Source organism: Paenibacillus phytohabitans, assembly GCF_013141775.1.
Lineage (GTDB): Bacteria > Bacillota > Bacilli > Paenibacillales > Paenibacillaceae > Paenibacillus_AQ > Paenibacillus_AQ phytohabitans.
The window spans coordinates 115,629-132,243 of sequence record NZ_WHOB01000088.1 but is presented as its reverse complement, the minus strand read 5'-3'; the positions used below and the strand labels follow the sequence as shown (position 1 = coordinate 132,243).

Sequence of the window (16,615 nt, the reverse complement as noted above, 5' to 3'; positions counted from 1 at the left end):
ATATTCAGATTGGAGTATACGCTATGGACGTGGTGAGCTTAGGAGAAACGATGGTGCTGTTTACGCCGGAGAAGCAGGGGCAGATGCGATATAGCCGCAGCTTCTCCTCCCATATCGCCGGAGCCGAGACCAACACCCTGATCGGTCTGGCGAAGCTTGGCCACCAAGCGGGATGGATCAGCCGGCTCGGCCATGATGAGTTCGGCGCACTCGTCCGCGCGGCCGTGCGGGGGGAGGGCGTGGATACGAGCCAGGTTATTGTAGACGGGGATGCGCCGACAGGCCTGCTGTTCAAGGAACAGCTGAACGAACGGGATGTGCGGATTTATTATTACCGCTCGCATTCCGCAGCCAGCCGCCTGCAGCCGGGGGATATTGATGAAGACTATATCGCCGGAGCGAAATATCTGTACCTGACCGGCATCACCCCGGCGCTGAGTGCGTCTTGCCGGGAGAGTGTATTCCATGCCGTTGAGGTGGCGCGTAAGGCTAAAGTGATGGTGGTGTTTGATCCGAATCTCCGCCGCAAGCTGTGGAGTGAGGAGGAAGCGCGGTCTGTTCTGAAGGAGATTGTCAGGAAGTCGGATATCGTGCTGGCCGGTGTTGCGGAAGGAGAGTTTCTATACGGAACCAAGGACTGCGCCGAACTGGCAGGTTATGTACACAAGGAAGGCTGCGGCACAGTAATCATCAAACGCGGAGAGCGGGGAGCATACTATTCCAACCCGCTCGAAGCGAAGTATGTGGACAGCTTGAAGGTAGCCAAGGTGGTTGATCCCGTCGGTGCGGGTGACGGCTTCGCCGCAGGGGTGCTGTCCGGGCAACTGGATGGGTTGTCCCTGGAGCAATCAGTTACGAGAGGCTGCGCGGTTGGGGCGGCAGTAACGATGGTCAGCGGAGATATCGAAGGGCTGCCTGACCGCAAGGCACTGGCGTCACTATTGTCAGCGGCAGAGGAAGAGGTACAGCGATAAATCTGTAATGAGGAGTGGAGAGATGGGCAGCGAGGCAGGGATTCTTAATGAACAGGATTATTACCGGATCGTATACGGAGGCTGGCTCGGCAAAAATATCGGCGGAACCCTGGGGGCCCCGGTAGAAGGAGTCAAAGAGCTGCTTCAGCTGGACTTCTACCCGGAGCTGCCGGACGGCCCGCTGGAGAATGATGATCTGGATCTTCAGCTGGTCTGGCTGCATGCGCTGGAGCAGTACGGGCCGGGGATTACGGCGCAGCAGCTGGGACAGGAATGGGTGGACCATATTTTTTTTCCGTTCGATGAGTACGGCTATGCCCTAACCAATCTGCGCCGGGGACTCAAGCCTCCGCTGGCCGGATATTTCAACAACCCCTTCAATAACTGCATGGGCTCGCCGATCCGTTCGGAGATCTGGGCCATGGTCGCTCCGGGAATGCCGGAGGTGGCTGCGCGTTATGCCTATGAGGATGCGATCACGGATCATGCGGGCGGTGAAGGCGTGTATGGGGAGATGTTCTTCGCGGCGCTGGAGAGTGCAGTCTTCTATGAGCAGGACCGCGATGCCCTGATCGCAATCGGCATGAAGTTCATCCCGGCGGATTGCCGGACTGCACTTGCCATCAAGGATTTGCTGCGCTGGCATAGGGAGGGGAAGGATTGGCTGACGGCACGGGAGCTAATTCTGCAGCATCACGGGCACAGCAACTTCACAGACGCTCCGCAAAACATCGCCTTCACCCTGCTCGGCTGGCTGTATGGCACAGATTTCGAGGACGCTATTCTGAAGGCGGTGAATTGCGGGTATGATACGGATTGCACGGCCGCAACGCTGGCCTCGATCCTCGGGATGATTCTCGGGCCGGAGGGGCTGCCGGCCAAATGGGTTGATCCTGTGGGCAACCGGGTGGTCGTCAGCCCGCCGATCAACGGATTCCCCAATCCCGCTACTCTGGAGGAGCTGACAGAGCGGACTATAGCAATGGGCAAAAGAGTGCTGGCCCATGCCGGTTCCCGGATCGTAGTGCTGCCGGATCTGCCGACCCGGCTGGCAGCGCCGGACGAAGCCAGAGGCAGCGAGTCCATTGAAGAATTATGGACACGTGATCCGGGCGTGGACATCCGCTATCTGCCTGAAGGCTCACAGCAGCAGCACGCGTTGCTGAAGCTGGAGATCCGCTATGAGGGCAATGACCCTGGCATCGGCGCCGGGTGCCGCAAGCAGCTGCAATTTACGCTGACGAACCAGAGTAACGTGCCGCTTGCGTTACGTTCGGCACTTGAGGTACCGGAGGGCTGGAAGGTTGTGGAACAAACGCAGGACCAGGTAAACTGGAGCTTGGCATCAGGAGAGAGCGGCTTGGCGGCGGGGAAAGTGGCGGCAGGGGAGAGCGACGTGGCAGCGGGGAAGGAGACTGCGTGGGAGCATGGCGTGGCGGCGGGGAAGGAGACTGCGTGGGAGCATGGCGTGGCAGCGGGGAAGGAGACTGCGTGGGAGCATGGCGTGGCGGCGGGGAAGGAGACTGCGTGGGAGAATGGCGTGGCGGCGGGGAAGGAGACTGCGGGTGAGAATGGCGTGGCGGCGGGGAAGGAGACTGCGGGTGAGAATGGCGTGGCGGCGGGGAAGGTGACTGCGTTGGAGAACGGCTTGGCAGCATGGACGCTGGCTGCGGGAGAGAGCCGTACTTGGGAGACGGTGGTTACAGCTGGAGGTAATCTGCAGGAATCCACCTATCCTATGCAGCTGAAGCTCACCCGGCTGCATAATGGTGCAGAATGGGCAGCCTTCCGGATACCCTTCACCTTAGTTCGCGCCAACGGTTGGCTGGTCTCCGGTCCGGACCGCACGGCGGAGCAGCCGGTATGGATATCCGGGAACCGGGTCCGGTTGGATGAAGCTGCCGGATCACAGACCGAGGGCTGGTACACCGGCCGCACGGCGCTGTGTAATCCGCTGGACCGCGAGGTCTGCCTCGCGGTGTCAGCCCCGGGAGCGGTCCGGGTGAAGCTGGACGGACGGACGGTGCTCGATACACCGGGTGCCGCAGACGCGCTTCCGGCCTATCACCGTGGAGCAGAAGGGCAGAGAATCGAGCTGCAGCTGTCCGCCGGTATTCACCAGCTGGAGGTGGAGGCTCTGCGCGGGCTGGAGCCGCTGGAGCTGTATGTACTGACGGTAGCTCCAGCTGAGACTGAGCAGCCCGGATTCTGTTACAGCCTTAATGATCTGCTGCTGAATCTGCCCTTGTCTTCGGGATCTGAATAGTATAAGACTATAAGACAAACTACAAGAGCTGTCCTTGGTGCAGAGAAAACTGCATAGGGGCAGCTCTTCGTGCTTATGGAGAAAATCGTAGAGATTAGTCTCAAAAGTGGGCGGGACGAGCAATGAGGAGCAGAAGTGCTCTTGAATCCGCCGAAAGTGGGTGGGACGAGCAAATGAGGAGCAGAAGTGCTCCTGAATCCGCCGTAAGTTGGGCCGGACGAGCAAATGAGAGGGATAAATCCCTCTAATTCCGCCGAAATTGGGCGGGACGAGCAAATGAGAGGGATAAATCCCTCTAATTCCGCCGAAAGTCGGCCGGACGAGCAAACGAGAGGGATAAATCCCTCTAATTTTGCCGGAAGCGGGGCGTCCCGTACAAAAACAAAGGGCTGTGCCAAGCAGCCAATTCATGGCGCTTAGCACAGCCCTTGTAACGTGCCGCGCAGCCTCAGAAAATAATCTTCTGCGCCGCCATAATCCGGCCGATTTCGAAGATAGCGGCACACTCTGCGAAATGAACCTCGGAGATTACGGAATGATCATGCGTTCTGTAATAATACTTGCCGTCGGTATATACATGATCATAGATGGGGCTGATGTCATATACCGAGGTAGGGTAGAGTTCCCCTTCGCCCTTGATGATCCCCGCCGTGACCGAATGGTGTCCCGAGCCTTCCACGAAGGAGATACCCATTGGAAGCCACAGTGTGACTTCATGGCCGATGTCCTGTCTCCAGCTGCCGTTCAGGGTACCTTCCCCTATGCGGATCAGACTGTCGCGCAGTTTCCGGGGAATCCAGGGGGAGGGGAAGACCAGATCGCGCGCCAGGTGAATGATCCTGCTGCTGTTGTCAATCTGTCTCATCAGGAAGTGGAAGCTCTTCCCGTCCAGGGTAACCTCTGCCCACTCATCAAAAAACAGGTTGTCCGAGAAGATCCGCTCCATCTGGTCGATCTCACCGTAGAGTGCGGGCATCAGCATCAGCTGGCTCTGAATCCTCCTGCCGATGAGTCGTATGAAGTCTACAATCGGGTGGGTCTCGGGCTGGAAGTAGCCGTAATTTATATCATAATAAAAGCCGAGATTCTCATTGATTAAGTCCTTGGCAAATGCCATGAGATTATCGAATTCTTGTTTCGTGTTCATGCACAAGCTGCTCCTTCAGTCGTATGATATTTTGCTTATCATATTACGACTAGGCCAAGGTGTCTGTGATGAAAACAGCAGGTAATGATTGGGTTCTTAGCGCCAAAGCAAAAAAGATGCCCCATAGCTGCCCGTATCACGGGCGCCTATGGGGCATCTTTGTACTGCTCAGGTATCCGGACCTGATACCCAGCGCCGGCTTCAGCCGCACTCCGTCAGCCTCCAATGGAGAGCTTCTCTACAGCGCCGCCTGCCGCACAAACTCCCGGACCTCGCCTTGCGTAGGCAGCGCGGCGATGGCCCCGACCTTGGTGCAGACGATTGCGCCTACCTGATTGGCGAAGGTCACGAACGTCTGCTGCAGCTCTGAGCTCCGGGTGAACTCGGCCGGATGTGCCAGCTGGCTGATCTGGCCGAGCAGGGCTCCGACGAACGCGTCCCCGGCTCCGGTGGAATCAATGGACTTCACGGAGATGCTCGGAATCAGCATACGGGAATCCGGGGAGGAGATCAGGGTGCCGTCTTTGCCCAGAGTAACGGCAACTGCTCCTGCTCCCCATTCATGCAGCAGATCAAGGGCGGTATCGCGGTCCATTTCACGCGTAATAATCTGCAGCTCCTCGTCGCTGACCTTTACCAGATCGGCCTTGGAGATGCCTGCTCTGGACAGCGTGATGAATTCCTCCTGCTGTCCGTTCCACAGGTCACCCCGGTAGTTGGGGTCGAAGGAGATATATTGCCCGTTCGCCTTCGCTTCATCCATGAGCGTCACATAGACCTCGCGGAAGGGATCGGCCAGCAGGGCTGTCGCCGAGCCGAAATGAAGCATGGCCGCTTCACGGATGGCTGCCCGGTCCAGCTCTTCCAGGCTCAGCAGCCGGTCGGCGCCGCGGTTAAATACGAAATCGCGTTCTCCATTCGCCGCGAGCGAGACGAAGGCCAGAGTGGTCGGCGCCGCGGTGTCGAGCAGCAGCATCGAGGTGTCAACCTTCTGCTCCTCCAGCGTCTGCTTCAGGAAGAGGCCGAAGGGATCGGCTCCGACTTTGCCGAGGAAGGCGGATTGGCCGCCAAGCCGGGCAATGGCTGCACTCACGTTCGCCGGTGCCCCGCCGGCCTGCTTGGAGAAATGCCGGCCTTCGGTCAGGCTGACGTCAACATCGGTGCAAAAGAAATCAATGAGCAGTTCGCCCACACACAGGACTGTACCATATACTTTCATTGTAAAATAACCTCCAGGCAGAATTGGTTTGTATTAGTTCGGAACGGGGGTGGATTCTCTGAATACAACGTCAGTGGCGACATGCGTCACCTGATAGGGCTTGGCAGGGTCTTTGATCCGGGAGAGCAGCATCTCGGCAGAGACAATCCCCATATGACCGCTGTAAATATGTACCGTCGTCAGATGAGGTTCGATGATCCGGGATTCCGAGGAATTGTCGAAGCCGCAGACCGCAACCTCCTCCGGCACCTTGATTCCTCTGTTCTTAAGCGATTTCATGACACGGATCGCGATGAAGTCATTGGCGCAGATGAAGGCGGAGGGCCATTCGCCAAGGGCGTCCAGCTGCTGATCCATCCAGTCCGCTTCAATCAGATAGTCCCGGTCCCGGCCGACAATGCAGGATTCGGGATTCAGCGGGATACCGGCTGTGGAGAGTGCCCGGTTGAATCCGATCCAGCGCTCATTGAAGCTGCGGCAGTGGTTGTAATCGCCTACAAAACCGAAGCTCTGCAAGCCCTGATCCATCAGCTTGCGGGTCATGGAACACACGCTGTGCTCATTCTCCATGAGCAGCAGGTCGGCCTTCAGCTCCGGATAGATAATATCGGACGCGCAGTCAATGAAGATTGTTGGAATGCCTAGTTCGGTAATCAGCCCGCTGTATTCTTTACTGAACATTTCAATACATATGATGCCGTCCACATTCCCAGGCTCGAAATTGCCGGGCAGGGTCATGCTGTTAATGTCGTTCTCCCGGACGAAATAAATGGACAAGGTATAGCCTTCGGTGCTGATACGCTTCTCCAGTCCGCTGAGCAGCTGGGAACCGAAGTGGGAGCTGTTGGGGAGATTGCTGGTCAAGAGGGCGATATTGCCCTGATTCTCGGAGGCGCTGCTTGCTGCTTCCAGATAGGAGAATTGTTTATATTTGAGCTCGACGGCCTTGTTGATTACCTTCTCCCGGGTTTCGGGAGGAATGCTCTCGGCGCCGTTCAGTGCCTTGGATGCCGTATTTCTGGAGATGCCGAGCGCATCCGCAATGTCTTGAATGGTGACCTTTGCTTTCTTCATCACTGTGTTCCACCTTTGTATCCCCTTATTAGTAACCTCTGCTACCTAATATATAGCATTTACTCAATATTGACAACGTAATTTTACAAATGCACAAATCAATTTTACATTTAAGAAATAGAAGGCTCTTTTACTTGCTTGAACTGATGATAATGTTACATTTGCACTATATAATGCACGATTTAAAATATTTTTTTGTGCAAAATGTATTGACTTGTTGTCATTGTCTCTGATAAATTGTAAAGGCGAAACATGTTCAAATGTAAATTTGAAAACCTATTCATTTTGTGAAATGTAAATTAATAGTTAGACCGGAGGTGGGTAACCTAACCGTCAGGAGGATAGATAGATTCAGGCGGACCAATGCCATGTGGATGGCAAGCAAGCAGCGGCCTGTTGCACAGCAGTATTAGAGCAGGCGCACCGTAAGGAGGAAAAAGAATGGCAAACCCGATGGTTCAACAAAGGGGTACAGAACTTAAACAGCATAAGTCGTGGTTAAGCTACGTGCGCCGGAATTATATCCTGTATCTATTTTTGGCTCCGGCCGTAATTCTTACAGTTATATTCAAATACGTTCCGATGTACGGCGCTATTATTGCTTTCAAGGATTTCAGCCCGCGCAGAGGCATCATGGGCAGCGCATGGGTGGGGTTCGAGCATTTCCAGCGTTTCCTCTCATCGCCGAATTTTTACGATATTTTAATGAACACGCTTAAATTAAGCGCTTACGGGCTGATCCTTGGTTTTCCGGTGCCGATTCTGCTGGCGCTTATGCTGAATCTGATCCGCAGCGCGAAGCTCAAGAAGAATGTCCAGCTGATCGTGTATGCGCCTAACTTTATCTCGGTCGTGGTGGTCACGGGGATGCTGTTTGTGTTCCTGTCGCCAACCGGTGTGGTGAACGCGATGATTACTACTTTTACAGGTAAGCCGGTGTCCTTCATGAGTGATCCCGCTTATTTCCGATCCGTGTATATACTGTCGGGTATCTGGCAGACCGCAGGCTGGTCCTCGATTATCTATGTGGCTACGCTGGCGGGTGTGGATCCGCAGCTTCATGATGCGGCGACGATTGACGGTGCCTCTCTGCTGAAGCGCATCCGCCATATTGATCTGCCTGCGCTGAGGCCGGTGATGGCGGTACTGTTTATCCTTGCGGCGGGCGGCATCATGTCCATCGGTTATGAGAAGGCCTTCCTGATGCAGACGGCGCTCAACACTCCGACCTCGGAGATCATTGCTACCTATGTCTATAAAGTGGGTCTGCAGGCCGGCGATTATGCCTATTCCACCGCTATCGGATTATTCAATTCCGTCATTAACGTAATCCTGCTGGTCTTCGTCAATACCGTCGTTAAGCGGCTGAACGAAGGGGAAGGGCTGTATTAAAAGGAGGTAAGTATGGATATTCAATATTCCGGGAAGGACCGGATTCTGCTTGTTATCACTTATATATTGCTCGGTTTGTTCATTCTGGTCATTCTGTTTCCGCTGGTGTATGTCGTGCTGGCCTCCTTCTTAACACCGAATGTGCTCATTACCAAGGGGCTGGCGATTGCGCCATCGGACTGGACGGTAACAGGCTACATCAAAATTCTCAGCAACGACGCGATGATCCGCGGCTTCTTCAACGCCGTATTCTACTCGGCCGCCTTCGCGCTGGCTACGGTATTCTTCTCCGTCTTCGCGGCGTATCCGCTGTCCATTGAGGGACTGGCCGGAAAGCGGCCGGTGATGATTTTTTTCCTGATTACGATGTTCTTCGGCGGCGGTCTGATCCCGACTTATCTGGTCGTGAAGGATCTGGGGATGCTGAATACGGTGTGGGCGGTAATTCTGCCCGGAGCGATCAGCGTGTTCAATATTATTCTGGCCAAAACCTTTTTCCAGGGCCTGCCCAAAGAGCTGTTTCAGGCAGCCAGTATCGACGGGGCATCTGATCTGGGCATTTTCTTCCGGATTGTACTGCCGCTGTCCAAGCCCATCATCTTCGTGCTGGCCTTGTATGCCTTCGTGGGGCAGTGGAACTCTTACTTCGATGCCATGATTTATCTGGACGATTCCCGGCTGTTCCCGCTGCAATTGGTGCTCCGTTCGATCCTGATTCAGAATCAGGTGCAGCCCGGCATGATTGCCGATGCGCTTGCCCAGGCAGAGCTTAAGAAATTGTCCGAAATGATCAAATACTCTTCCATTGTCATCTCCAGTCTGCCGCTCATCGTAATGTATCCGTTCTTCCAGAAGTATTTCGAGAAGGGTGCTATGGTAGGCTCCATTAAATAATATATAGGGGGAATCTCATATGAAAAAAACATTGCAAACCCTGTCCGTGCTGGCAATCTCAGCTTCGGTGCTTGCCGGCTGCGGCGGAGGAAACAGCAATTCCTCGGCCTCCGAGGATTACAAGCTGGAGAATGTGACGCTGCCGCTTAAAGAGAAGGTATCGCTGCACTTCATGTCCCAGAGCTCGGCGCTGGCGCCTGCCGATCCGAACGAGAAGCTGATCTACAAGCGGCTGGAAGAGAAATCCGGTGTACACATCGATTTCACCAACTTTACGAATGACTCTTTTGTCGAGAAAAGAAATCTGGCAGTAGCCAGCGGAGACCTGCCGGATGCAATCATTGATGCCGCCTACTCGGATTATGATCTGTTGACTCTGGGCAAGGATGGAACAATCGTTCCGCTTGAAGAGCTGATTGAGAAGTATATGCCGAATCTGCAAAAGGTGCTGGCAGCCGCGCCGGAGTACAAATCAATGATGACGGCGCAGGATGGCCATATCTATGCTTTCCCGTGGATTGAAGAGCTGGGTTCAGGCAAGGAGAGCATTCATTCGGTCAACGGGATGCCGTGGATCAATGTGGAGTGGCTGAAGAAGCTGGGACTCGCTATGCCAACCACGACGGAGGAGCTTAAGAAGGTGCTGGTTGCCTTCAAGAATGATGATCCGAACGGAAACGGCCAGAAGGATGAGATTCCGTTGTCCTTTGTGCTGAATAACGGCAATGAGGATATGAACTTCCTGTTCGGCTCGTTCGGCCTGGGGGACAATTTCGACCACACCGTGGTTACCAATGACGGCAAAGTAGTCTTCACTGCTAATCAGGACGGATATAAAGAGGGCATCAAGTATCTGAATGAGCTGTATCAGCTGGATCTGATCGACGAAGAGGCTTTTGAGCAGGACTACAATACGTATCTGGCCAAAGGGCAGAGCGAGCGCTACGGTCTCTACTTCCAGTGGGATAAAGCCAATATTACCGGGTTCAACGATAAATATGATCTCATAAATCCGCTGGCTGGACCAAACGGTGAAGTCAATGTAGCCCGCACGAACAACTTCGGATTTGACCGCGGCCGGATGGTTATTACCGGTTCGAACAAGAATCTGGAGCTTACCGCCAAGTGGATTGACCAGTTGTATGATCCGCAGCAGTCGGTTGAGGATAACTGGGGAACGTATGGTGATGAGACTCAGCAGAATATTTTTGAATACGATGAATCCGCCAAAATGCTGAAGCATCTCCCGCTGGAAGGCGCGGCTCCGGTTGAATTGCGCCAGAAGACCAGCATCGGCGGACCGCTGGCTATCCTGGACGAATACTACGGCAAAGTAACCACCAAGCCGGATGATGCCGCTTGGCGTCTGGACCTCATGAAGGAGAAGCTGGTGCCTTATATGAAGGCAGATAATAACTTCCCGCGTGTCTTCTACTCGCTGGAGGATCAGAAGGAATTGACCGCCATCGAGACGGACATGTTCGCTTACGTCAGCCGCAAGCGTGCGGAATGGACCAAGACTGGTAAAGTGGAAGAGGAATGGAAGGATTATCAGGCAGAGCTGTCCAGACTCGGGCTGGACAAATGGCTGGAGATTAAGCAAAGAGGATACGACAGCTATCTCAAGAACAAGGGCTGAGGCTACAATAGCTGCGGCACATGATAAACATATAAACAGATAAAGGTGGTAATGGAGTGGAAATTATGGAGAGAGCCAAATACAGGCCTATACTGCATTTTACGCCCAAGCAGCATTGGCTGAATGATCCGAATGGAATGGTTTATTTTGAAGGCGAATATCACTTGTTCTATCAGTATCATCCGCATTCCTCTATCTGGGGGCCGATGCACTGGGGACATGCAGTTAGCAAAGACATGATATCCTGGGAGGAGCTGGACATTGCGCTGTATCCGGACGATCACGGCTATGCGTTCTCCGGCAGTGCAATTATAGACTGGAACAATACGAGCGGACTGTTCCCGGAGAAGCCGGGTATCGTCGCAGTCTACACCAGTCATCTGGAGCCGACGGAAACGTCGCCTGCCGTGCAGAGACAGAGCCTGGCCTACAGCCATGACAATGGCCGGACCTGGATCAAGTATGCAGGCAACCCGGTGCTGAGCCATCCTTCCAAGGCGGATTTCCGTGATCCGAAGGTGTTCTGGTCCGAAGCACACGGAAAATGGATTATGGTGCTGGCGACGGATCAGACGATTACGTTCTACTCCTCCCCGAATCTGCGGGAGTGGCGTCTGGAGAGCGAATTCGGCGACGGCGCAGGCTCTCATGATGCGGTATGGGAATGCCCGGACCTGTTCCAGCTCCCGGTTGAAGGGACAGGAGACAGCAAGTGGGTGCTGCTGGTCAGCATCGGTGATGACAGCGGGCAGAGATATGGCTCGCGGACGCAATATTTCGTCGGTGAGTTCGACGGCTCCGTGTTCACACCGGAGCACAGCGACATCCGCTGGCTGGACTATGGCAAGGATAACTACGCGGGGGTCAGCTTCTCCGACATTCCGGCTGCTGACGGGCGGAGAATCCTCATCGGCTGGATGAGCAACTGGCGGTATGCCAACCATATTCCAAGCCAGGGCTGGCGCGGAGCGATGACGATTCCGCGGGTACTGACGCTGCATGATGCAGCAGAAGGCCGCATGTTGATCCGTCAGCAGCCTGTAGCAGAGCTGGACCGCTATTTCGGGGAAAGCACGGCTATGCCGGATATGCTGTTGACTCCAGGTGAACGCCAGTATGTCAGCAGCAAGGATTCGGCGATGGAGCTGCGGCTGGAGCTTGCGGACAATGAAGCGGAAGAGTTCGGTCTTATTATTCATCATACAGATACCGAGTATACAGAACTCATCTACTCTTCTGCCGAAGGCACGCTAACCCTGCTTAGAGATCAGTCCGGCGAGACCGGCTTCTCGGAAATATTCCCGGATCTACAGAGCACCGGGGGAATTGGCAGCCTGAAGAACCTGCGTATCCTGCTGGATACGTGTTCGGTCGAGGTATTCGCCAATGACGGCTTGGCCGCCATCACCAGCCTGGTCTTCCCCGGAGGAACCTGCTCGGGCCTGACCTTCTATTCTGCCGGCGGCAGTGTACAGTTCCGTGGCAACCAGTCATTCATCCGATAAATAATATATAGGATTAACCTGATAAAGGGTGTTCTATAAGCTGGGAAACAGCTTGTGGAACACCCTTTATTTGCGCCACAGGAAAGCGGCAGCCAAGCTTAGATTTTCCGGCCCTCATCTGCCCTGAATTCCCGCCGGAGCAATAGGGCCTCCGCATAAGTGATCAGCATCTGGATGATGACAAGGAAGATCTGGTTCACCAGATCCATAGCAGAAGAGAAGATAACTACGAATGAAATCAGACCTGTGAGGAGCGACAACAGAATGAGTCCTTTGGAAGCTTTGCGGTTCAGTCTCGCCTTGAACACATTCGTGAGTGTAATGAATACACCCTGAACGAGAATACAATTGGCGAACAGAGTGAAATACGTCCAGAACCGGGCATCGAGTGAACGGCCAAACCAGTTAATCAGTACAAGAGCCACGACTAGTAGGAGAAGAGAGATACCATCCTTTCGGCTGAGCATGGCACAACATCCTTTCTATTGGCTGATTCAATCCAGTTGTGAAAGATATCCATTATTACCCGCAGACTGGTTAAATCAAGCAAATGTCAGGCGCTATGCGCTGCAGCCGGAGCCGGAAACATCCGGGTGAACAGGAAACGGGTCAGCGGACCGACAACAATCAGCTGCAGCGGCAAGGCGCAGATGAAGTTGAGTCCCAGGACAGAGAAGTAATGACGGAAGAAGTTGTCCCCGAATCCGAAGTGTGCTAGTGTGCCATATAGAGACATGAGGATGACCATTCCGCAGACCATGAAGCATGAGATCGTCAGTACTTTCTTGATCATCGGGGCGGAAGGCTTCACGATCTTGAAGGCCAGGCCTTTGGCGATTTTACTGACTATAATAATATCGCAGAACAAGGCAACGGCAAGTGCCGGCAGCAGACCAATCGCCACATCGGCGAACAGTCTGTTATTGAATCCGTTAGAGATGATTACATTATAAAAAGACATGAAAACGACCATGAAAAAGCACATGAGGCTGGTGAAAATTAAAGCTTCTTTTTTATTGCTGCCCATTTCTCAAACTCCCTTAAATATAAGTTTTTCAAACCTCACTTATAGTAGCAGGGGGGGTGAATATTGTCAACCTAGTTGACAATATTCAATCCAGAACCAATGCACCTTAAGACTATAACTAACACAAGCAACTGGTTAATGAAGGGCGGAACAAGCATTGGATATTACGGGCGGGCAGGCGGATGGGCAGCAAGGGGATAAGCGGACAAGCGGACAGGCGGGTGGGCGAATGGGCTGGTGGGCGGACAAAAGGGCAAGCGGGCAAGCCGACAAGCCGACAAGCGTACAAGCGGGTGGGCGGATAAGTGGACTTGCGGATGGGCAGCAAGGGTTACCCGGGTGGTTCTGCGGCTGGCTAAGCGAGCGAACTTAAGTTCACCAGTAAAGACATGCAGGCCTAAATGTTGTACGTAGTGCAACTTGGACCTATGGATAATGGCAGATTCGTAAGGATTGTTGTATGAAATACAAGAATTTCCTGGCTTAGCGCCTTGAATAAGGGAGGAATGTTGCCTTTTATACAACAATTCTTGATTACACCCGATATTGTGAGGGGAATGTTGTATTTCGTGCAGGATTTTAGTTAGCTACCTAAACTCAGCTCATAAAATTAGACTTTACGCCAAATTGTATGTATATATTGGAGGCCATTTTGATGAAAGAGTATATCCTTGGTTTGAACCTGGTCGATTTAATCAGCGAGAAGCACAAGGTTCTGCGGGACAGGGTGAATATGGCGAGCGGGGAGAAGCTCAATAAGACTGAAACACATATTCTTGCAATGCTTGAGCTGCATGTCATGCTGTCCATTTCGGAGATTAGCAGGCTGATCAGCATTTCCCGCCAGGGGACGCAGAAAACGATCAACCATCTGCTGGCTGGAGGGTATGTGGACACGGCGATTGTAGAGGGGAACAGCCGGGACAAGCATATCGTGCTTACTCCACGGGGGGCGGAGGTGTGCAGGAGTATGCTGGAGATTAAGCAGGATATTGAAGCGGAGATCGCTGCCCGGATCGGCAAGGATCAGGTGGAGGTATTGCGGAAGCTGCTTACTGAGGATTGGCTCTAAATAACTGCTGCTACTACCGGCTGTCCATGCGGATTCACAGGTTGTCACGGTTAGAATGGCGTTCATTTAAGGCTCCCGGGAGGATTCCGGCGGGCCTGTTTGTCAGATACATATCTCGGCGGATTTAAGCAGGAGGTTAAAAAATGACGTAAATCCGGCGGCGATGCCATCATCTCCGAATATGAAGCCGCTTATAAGCTGAAAACGGCTGATTGCTGAATATAAAAGCGCATTGAGCAACAATGGACGAAGCGGAATGCCTGCTTCGTCTTTTTGCCGTGGTTTTGGCAGAAGGGGGAGCATAGTTTCGGAAGTATGTGCAGTTATTAGAGAAAATATGCAGATTTTATTCCTAAAAACCGAAAATGTCTATGGTATCTGCACCTATACAGAATGTTATAAAAGGATTAAGGTATTAACCAGGCGGCGCAGCAAATATAGTGTCTGCATCCAGTTATAGGGCCAGATTATAATTGAGCGCCAAGGGTAATATAACTTTAAAAAAAGTCGGTGAGCTGAGATGATGTCTTCGGTAAAAAGATTCCTGATTGGACGGCCGCTGAAGTCGGATCAACTGGGCGAACAGAAATTAAACAAAACCAAAGCTCTTGCCATTCTATCCTCGGATGCCTTGTCTTCGGTTGCTTACGGTCCAGAGCAGATTCTGCTGGTGCTGATTACGATTAGTGCAGCAGCCTTCTGGTATTCCATTCCTATCGCTGTAGGGGTACTCGTGCTGCTGCTGGCGCTGATACTTTCCTACAGGCAGATTATTTTTGCTTATCCCCAAGGTGGCGGCGCCTATGTGGTATCCAAAGAGAACCTGGGCAAGTATCCGGGTCTCGTGGCCGGCGGCTCACTGCTTGTGGACTATATATTGACCGTGGCGGTAAGTGTATCCGCCGGAACAGATGCCATCACTTCAGCTTTCCCTAGTCTTCATCCTTATAATGTGATTATTGCCATCATCTTCGTCCTTCTGATTACGACGCTGAATTTGCGGGGGGTCACCGAATCGGCGTCCTTCCTGGCTTATCCGGTCTATCTGTTCGTCCTTGCCATGTTTATCATGATCGGTCTTGGCTTGTTCAACATTGTGACCGGCAATGTGCCTGCCGAACTGCATACCTCACTGGGTACACCGGTGGCTGGAGTGAGCTTGTTCCTGCTGCTCCGGGCGTTCTCTTCGGGGAGCTCGGCGCTGACAGGGGTAGAGGCCATATCGAATGCCATACCGAACTTCAGGGCTCCTGCACCGAACAATGCAGCCAAAACACTTGCCGCGATGGGCATACTGCTGGCGCTGTTATTCTCAGGGATTGTCTTCCTGGCTTATTATTACGGGATTGCCCCGCGTGAGGAAGTTACCGTGGTTTCCGATATTGCCGAGCAGGTCTTCGGCCGGAACTTCATGTATTTCTTCGTTCAGGGGACCACGGCACTGATTCTGGTTCTGGCAGCCAATACCGGATATTCCGCGTTTCCGCTGCTGGCGGTGAATCTGGCCAAGGATAAATTCATTCCCCGGATGTTCACGGTCCGCGGCGACCGGCTGGGTTATTCTAACGGGATTCTCAGCCTCGGTATCCTGTCGATCATTCTGATCATTGCCTTTGAGGGACGGACTGAGCACCTGATTCCACTGTATGCGGTAGGGGTATTTATTCCGTTCACGCTCTCGCAGACCGGGATGATGGTCAAATGGATCCGGCATAAGCCGGAGGGCTGGCTGCCCAAGCTGATCATCAATACGATCGGAGCGCTCATCAGCTTCATCGTTACCATTATGTTCTTCCTGACCAAATTCCCGCAAATCTGGCCGGTGCTGGTCTTCCTGCCGCTGATTATCCTGTTCTTCTACCGCATCCACAAGCATTATGAATCGGTGGCTGATCAGCTGCGGATCACCACCTGCGGCGAACCGCCGCTGGCGATCGAAGGGAATATCATTATTCTGCCGGTGGCCGGAATTACGCATGTAGTGGAGAACTCCCTGCGGTATGCCAAGTCGCTGGGAGCCGAACAGATTATTGCGGTCCACATTCCGTTTGAGCGGGAGGATGACGCCATATTCGAAGAGAAGTGGAAGAAATTCCATCCCGAGGTGCGGCTGGTGACGCTGTATTCGCCCTACCGCAGCATCATTCATCCGCTGACCAAGTTCATCGATACCGTCCAGCGCAAAGCAAGTGAATCGAATTATCAGGTTACTGTAATCGTTCCGCAATTCATTCCGAAGAAGGGCTGGCATAACATCCTGCATAACCAATCCAGCCTGCTGATCCGCGCGCATCTGCTGTACCGCAGAAATGTAATTATTACTACTGTGCCTTATCATTTGAAAAAATAACTGCGTGATGCACGCAAAAAGCCCCCAGCCACGGATAACCGGTGGCTGGGGGCTTT

The 16,615-nt window shown here is 53.3% G+C and carries 14 protein-coding genes; 9 read left to right on the top strand and 5 right to left on the bottom strand.

The window, feature by feature from the left end:
- Positions 1–23: 23 nt before the first annotated feature.
- The gene (locus GC101_RS29080) at positions 24–974 is read left to right on the top strand and encodes a sugar kinase (protein ID WP_171720183.1); all 951 of its coding nucleotides are present in this window, start codon (positions 24–26) and stop codon (positions 972–974) included.
- A 22-nt stretch (positions 975–996) separates the two neighbouring features.
- Entirely contained in the window at positions 997–3,240 is a 2,244-nt protein-coding gene (locus tag GC101_RS29075; RefSeq protein WP_171720182.1) for an ADP-ribosylglycohydrolase family protein, read from the top strand.
- Between the two features lie 448 nt (positions 3,241–3,688).
- Here the strand turns inward: GC101_RS29075 and GC101_RS29070 are convergent, their stop codons facing one another.
- From GC101_RS29070 to GC101_RS29060, 3 genes are all read right to left on the bottom strand, one after another.
- Positions 3,689–4,387, bottom strand: a complete 699-nt coding sequence (locus tag GC101_RS29070) for a DUF6710 family protein (protein ID WP_171720181.1) — start codon at positions 4,385–4,387, stop codon at positions 3,689–3,691.
- A gap of 238 nt (positions 4,388–4,625) precedes the next feature.
- A complete protein-coding gene (locus GC101_RS29065; protein ID WP_171720180.1) occupies positions 4,626–5,606 on the bottom strand; it encodes a carbohydrate kinase family protein in 981 nt (326 codons plus the stop codon).
- 33 nt (positions 5,607–5,639) lie between these two features.
- A complete protein-coding gene (locus tag GC101_RS29060; RefSeq protein WP_171720179.1) occupies positions 5,640–6,680 on the bottom strand; it encodes a LacI family DNA-binding transcriptional regulator in 1,041 nt (346 codons plus the stop codon).
- 441 nt (positions 6,681–7,121) lie between these two features.
- On the opposite strand from GC101_RS29060, the gene GC101_RS29055 reads away from it, so the two are divergent.
- The 4 genes from GC101_RS29055 to GC101_RS29040 all read left to right on the top strand — a co-directional run bounded on the left by GC101_RS29055 (position 7,122) and on the right by GC101_RS29040 (position 12,110).
- A complete protein-coding gene (locus GC101_RS29055; RefSeq protein ID WP_171720178.1) occupies positions 7,122–8,072 on the top strand; it encodes an ABC transporter permease in 951 nt (316 codons plus the stop codon).
- A gap of 12 nt (positions 8,073–8,084) precedes the next feature.
- The gene (locus tag GC101_RS29050; protein WP_171720177.1) at positions 8,085–8,966 is read left to right on the top strand and encodes a carbohydrate ABC transporter permease; all 882 of its coding nucleotides are present in this window, start codon (positions 8,085–8,087) and stop codon (positions 8,964–8,966) included.
- A 19-nt stretch (positions 8,967–8,985) separates the two neighbouring features.
- Positions 8,986–10,605 (top strand): extracellular solute-binding protein, encoded by a 1,620-nt coding sequence (locus tag GC101_RS29045; protein ID WP_171720176.1) that lies wholly within the window; start codon positions 8,986–8,988, stop codon positions 10,603–10,605.
- A 65-nt stretch (positions 10,606–10,670) separates the two neighbouring features.
- Entirely contained in the window at positions 10,671–12,110 is a 1,440-nt protein-coding gene (locus GC101_RS29040; protein WP_171720175.1) for a glycoside hydrolase family 32 protein, read from the top strand.
- Positions 12,111–12,208: 98 nt separating this feature from the next.
- Here the strand turns inward: GC101_RS29040 and GC101_RS29035 are convergent, their stop codons facing one another.
- Together GC101_RS29035 and GC101_RS29030 are read right to left on the bottom strand one after the other, a co-directional pair.
- Entirely contained in the window at positions 12,209–12,577 is a 369-nt protein-coding gene (locus tag GC101_RS29035) for a hypothetical protein (protein WP_144026233.1), read from the bottom strand.
- Between the two features lie 86 nt (positions 12,578–12,663).
- Positions 12,664–13,137 carry a DUF2798 domain-containing protein gene (locus GC101_RS29030; RefSeq protein WP_171720174.1) on the bottom strand — a complete coding sequence of 158 codons (474 nt, stop codon included), beginning with the start codon at positions 13,135–13,137 and terminating at the stop codon, positions 12,664–12,666.
- Between the two features lie 157 nt (positions 13,138–13,294).
- On the opposite strand from GC101_RS29030, the gene GC101_RS29025 reads away from it, so the two are divergent.
- From GC101_RS29025 to GC101_RS29015, 3 genes are all read left to right on the top strand, one after another.
- Positions 13,295–13,510, top strand: coding sequence for a hypothetical protein (locus tag GC101_RS29025; protein ID WP_171720173.1), 216 nt, complete (start codon positions 13,295–13,297; stop codon positions 13,508–13,510).
- A 282-nt stretch (positions 13,511–13,792) separates the two neighbouring features.
- The gene (locus GC101_RS29020) at positions 13,793–14,209 is read left to right on the top strand and encodes a MarR family winged helix-turn-helix transcriptional regulator (protein ID WP_171720172.1); all 417 of its coding nucleotides are present in this window, start codon (positions 13,793–13,795) and stop codon (positions 14,207–14,209) included.
- A gap of 520 nt (positions 14,210–14,729) precedes the next feature.
- Positions 14,730–16,559 (top strand): APC family permease, encoded by a 1,830-nt coding sequence (locus tag GC101_RS29015; RefSeq protein WP_171720171.1) that lies wholly within the window; start codon positions 14,730–14,732, stop codon positions 16,557–16,559.
- The last annotated feature ends 56 nt before the right edge of the window (positions 16,560–16,615 follow it).

Bases quoted from the DNA above. Each gene is read 5' to 3' on its own strand.
- GC101_RS29080 (WP_171720183.1), top strand. From the start codon at position 24: ATGGACGTGGTGAGCTTAGGAGAAACGATGGTGCTGTTTACGCCGGAG.
- GC101_RS29075 (WP_171720182.1), top strand. From the start codon at position 997: ATGGGCAGCGAGGCAGGGATTCTTAATGAACAGGATTATTACCGGATC.
- GC101_RS29070 (WP_171720181.1), bottom strand. From the start codon at position 4,387: ATGAACACGAAACAAGAATTCGATAATCTCATGGCATTTGCCAAGGAC.
- GC101_RS29065 (WP_171720180.1), bottom strand. From the start codon at position 5,606: ATGAAAGTATATGGTACAGTCCTGTGTGTGGGCGAACTGCTCATTGAT.
- GC101_RS29060 (WP_171720179.1), bottom strand. From the start codon at position 6,680: ATGAAGAAAGCAAAGGTCACCATTCAAGACATTGCGGATGCGCTCGGC.
- GC101_RS29055 (WP_171720178.1), top strand. From the start codon at position 7,122: ATGGCAAACCCGATGGTTCAACAAAGGGGTACAGAACTTAAACAGCAT.
- GC101_RS29050 (WP_171720177.1), top strand. From the start codon at position 8,085: ATGGATATTCAATATTCCGGGAAGGACCGGATTCTGCTTGTTATCACT.
- GC101_RS29045 (WP_171720176.1), top strand. From the start codon at position 8,986: ATGAAAAAAACATTGCAAACCCTGTCCGTGCTGGCAATCTCAGCTTCG.
- GC101_RS29040 (WP_171720175.1), top strand. From the start codon at position 10,671: ATGGAGAGAGCCAAATACAGGCCTATACTGCATTTTACGCCCAAGCAG.
- GC101_RS29035 (WP_144026233.1), bottom strand. From the start codon at position 12,577: ATGCTCAGCCGAAAGGATGGTATCTCTCTTCTCCTACTAGTCGTGGCT.
- GC101_RS29030 (WP_171720174.1), bottom strand. From the start codon at position 13,137: ATGGGCAGCAATAAAAAAGAAGCTTTAATTTTCACCAGCCTCATGTGC.
- GC101_RS29020 (WP_171720172.1), top strand. From the start codon at position 13,793: ATGAAAGAGTATATCCTTGGTTTGAACCTGGTCGATTTAATCAGCGAG.
- GC101_RS29015 (WP_171720171.1), top strand. From the start codon at position 14,730: ATGATGTCTTCGGTAAAAAGATTCCTGATTGGACGGCCGCTGAAGTCG.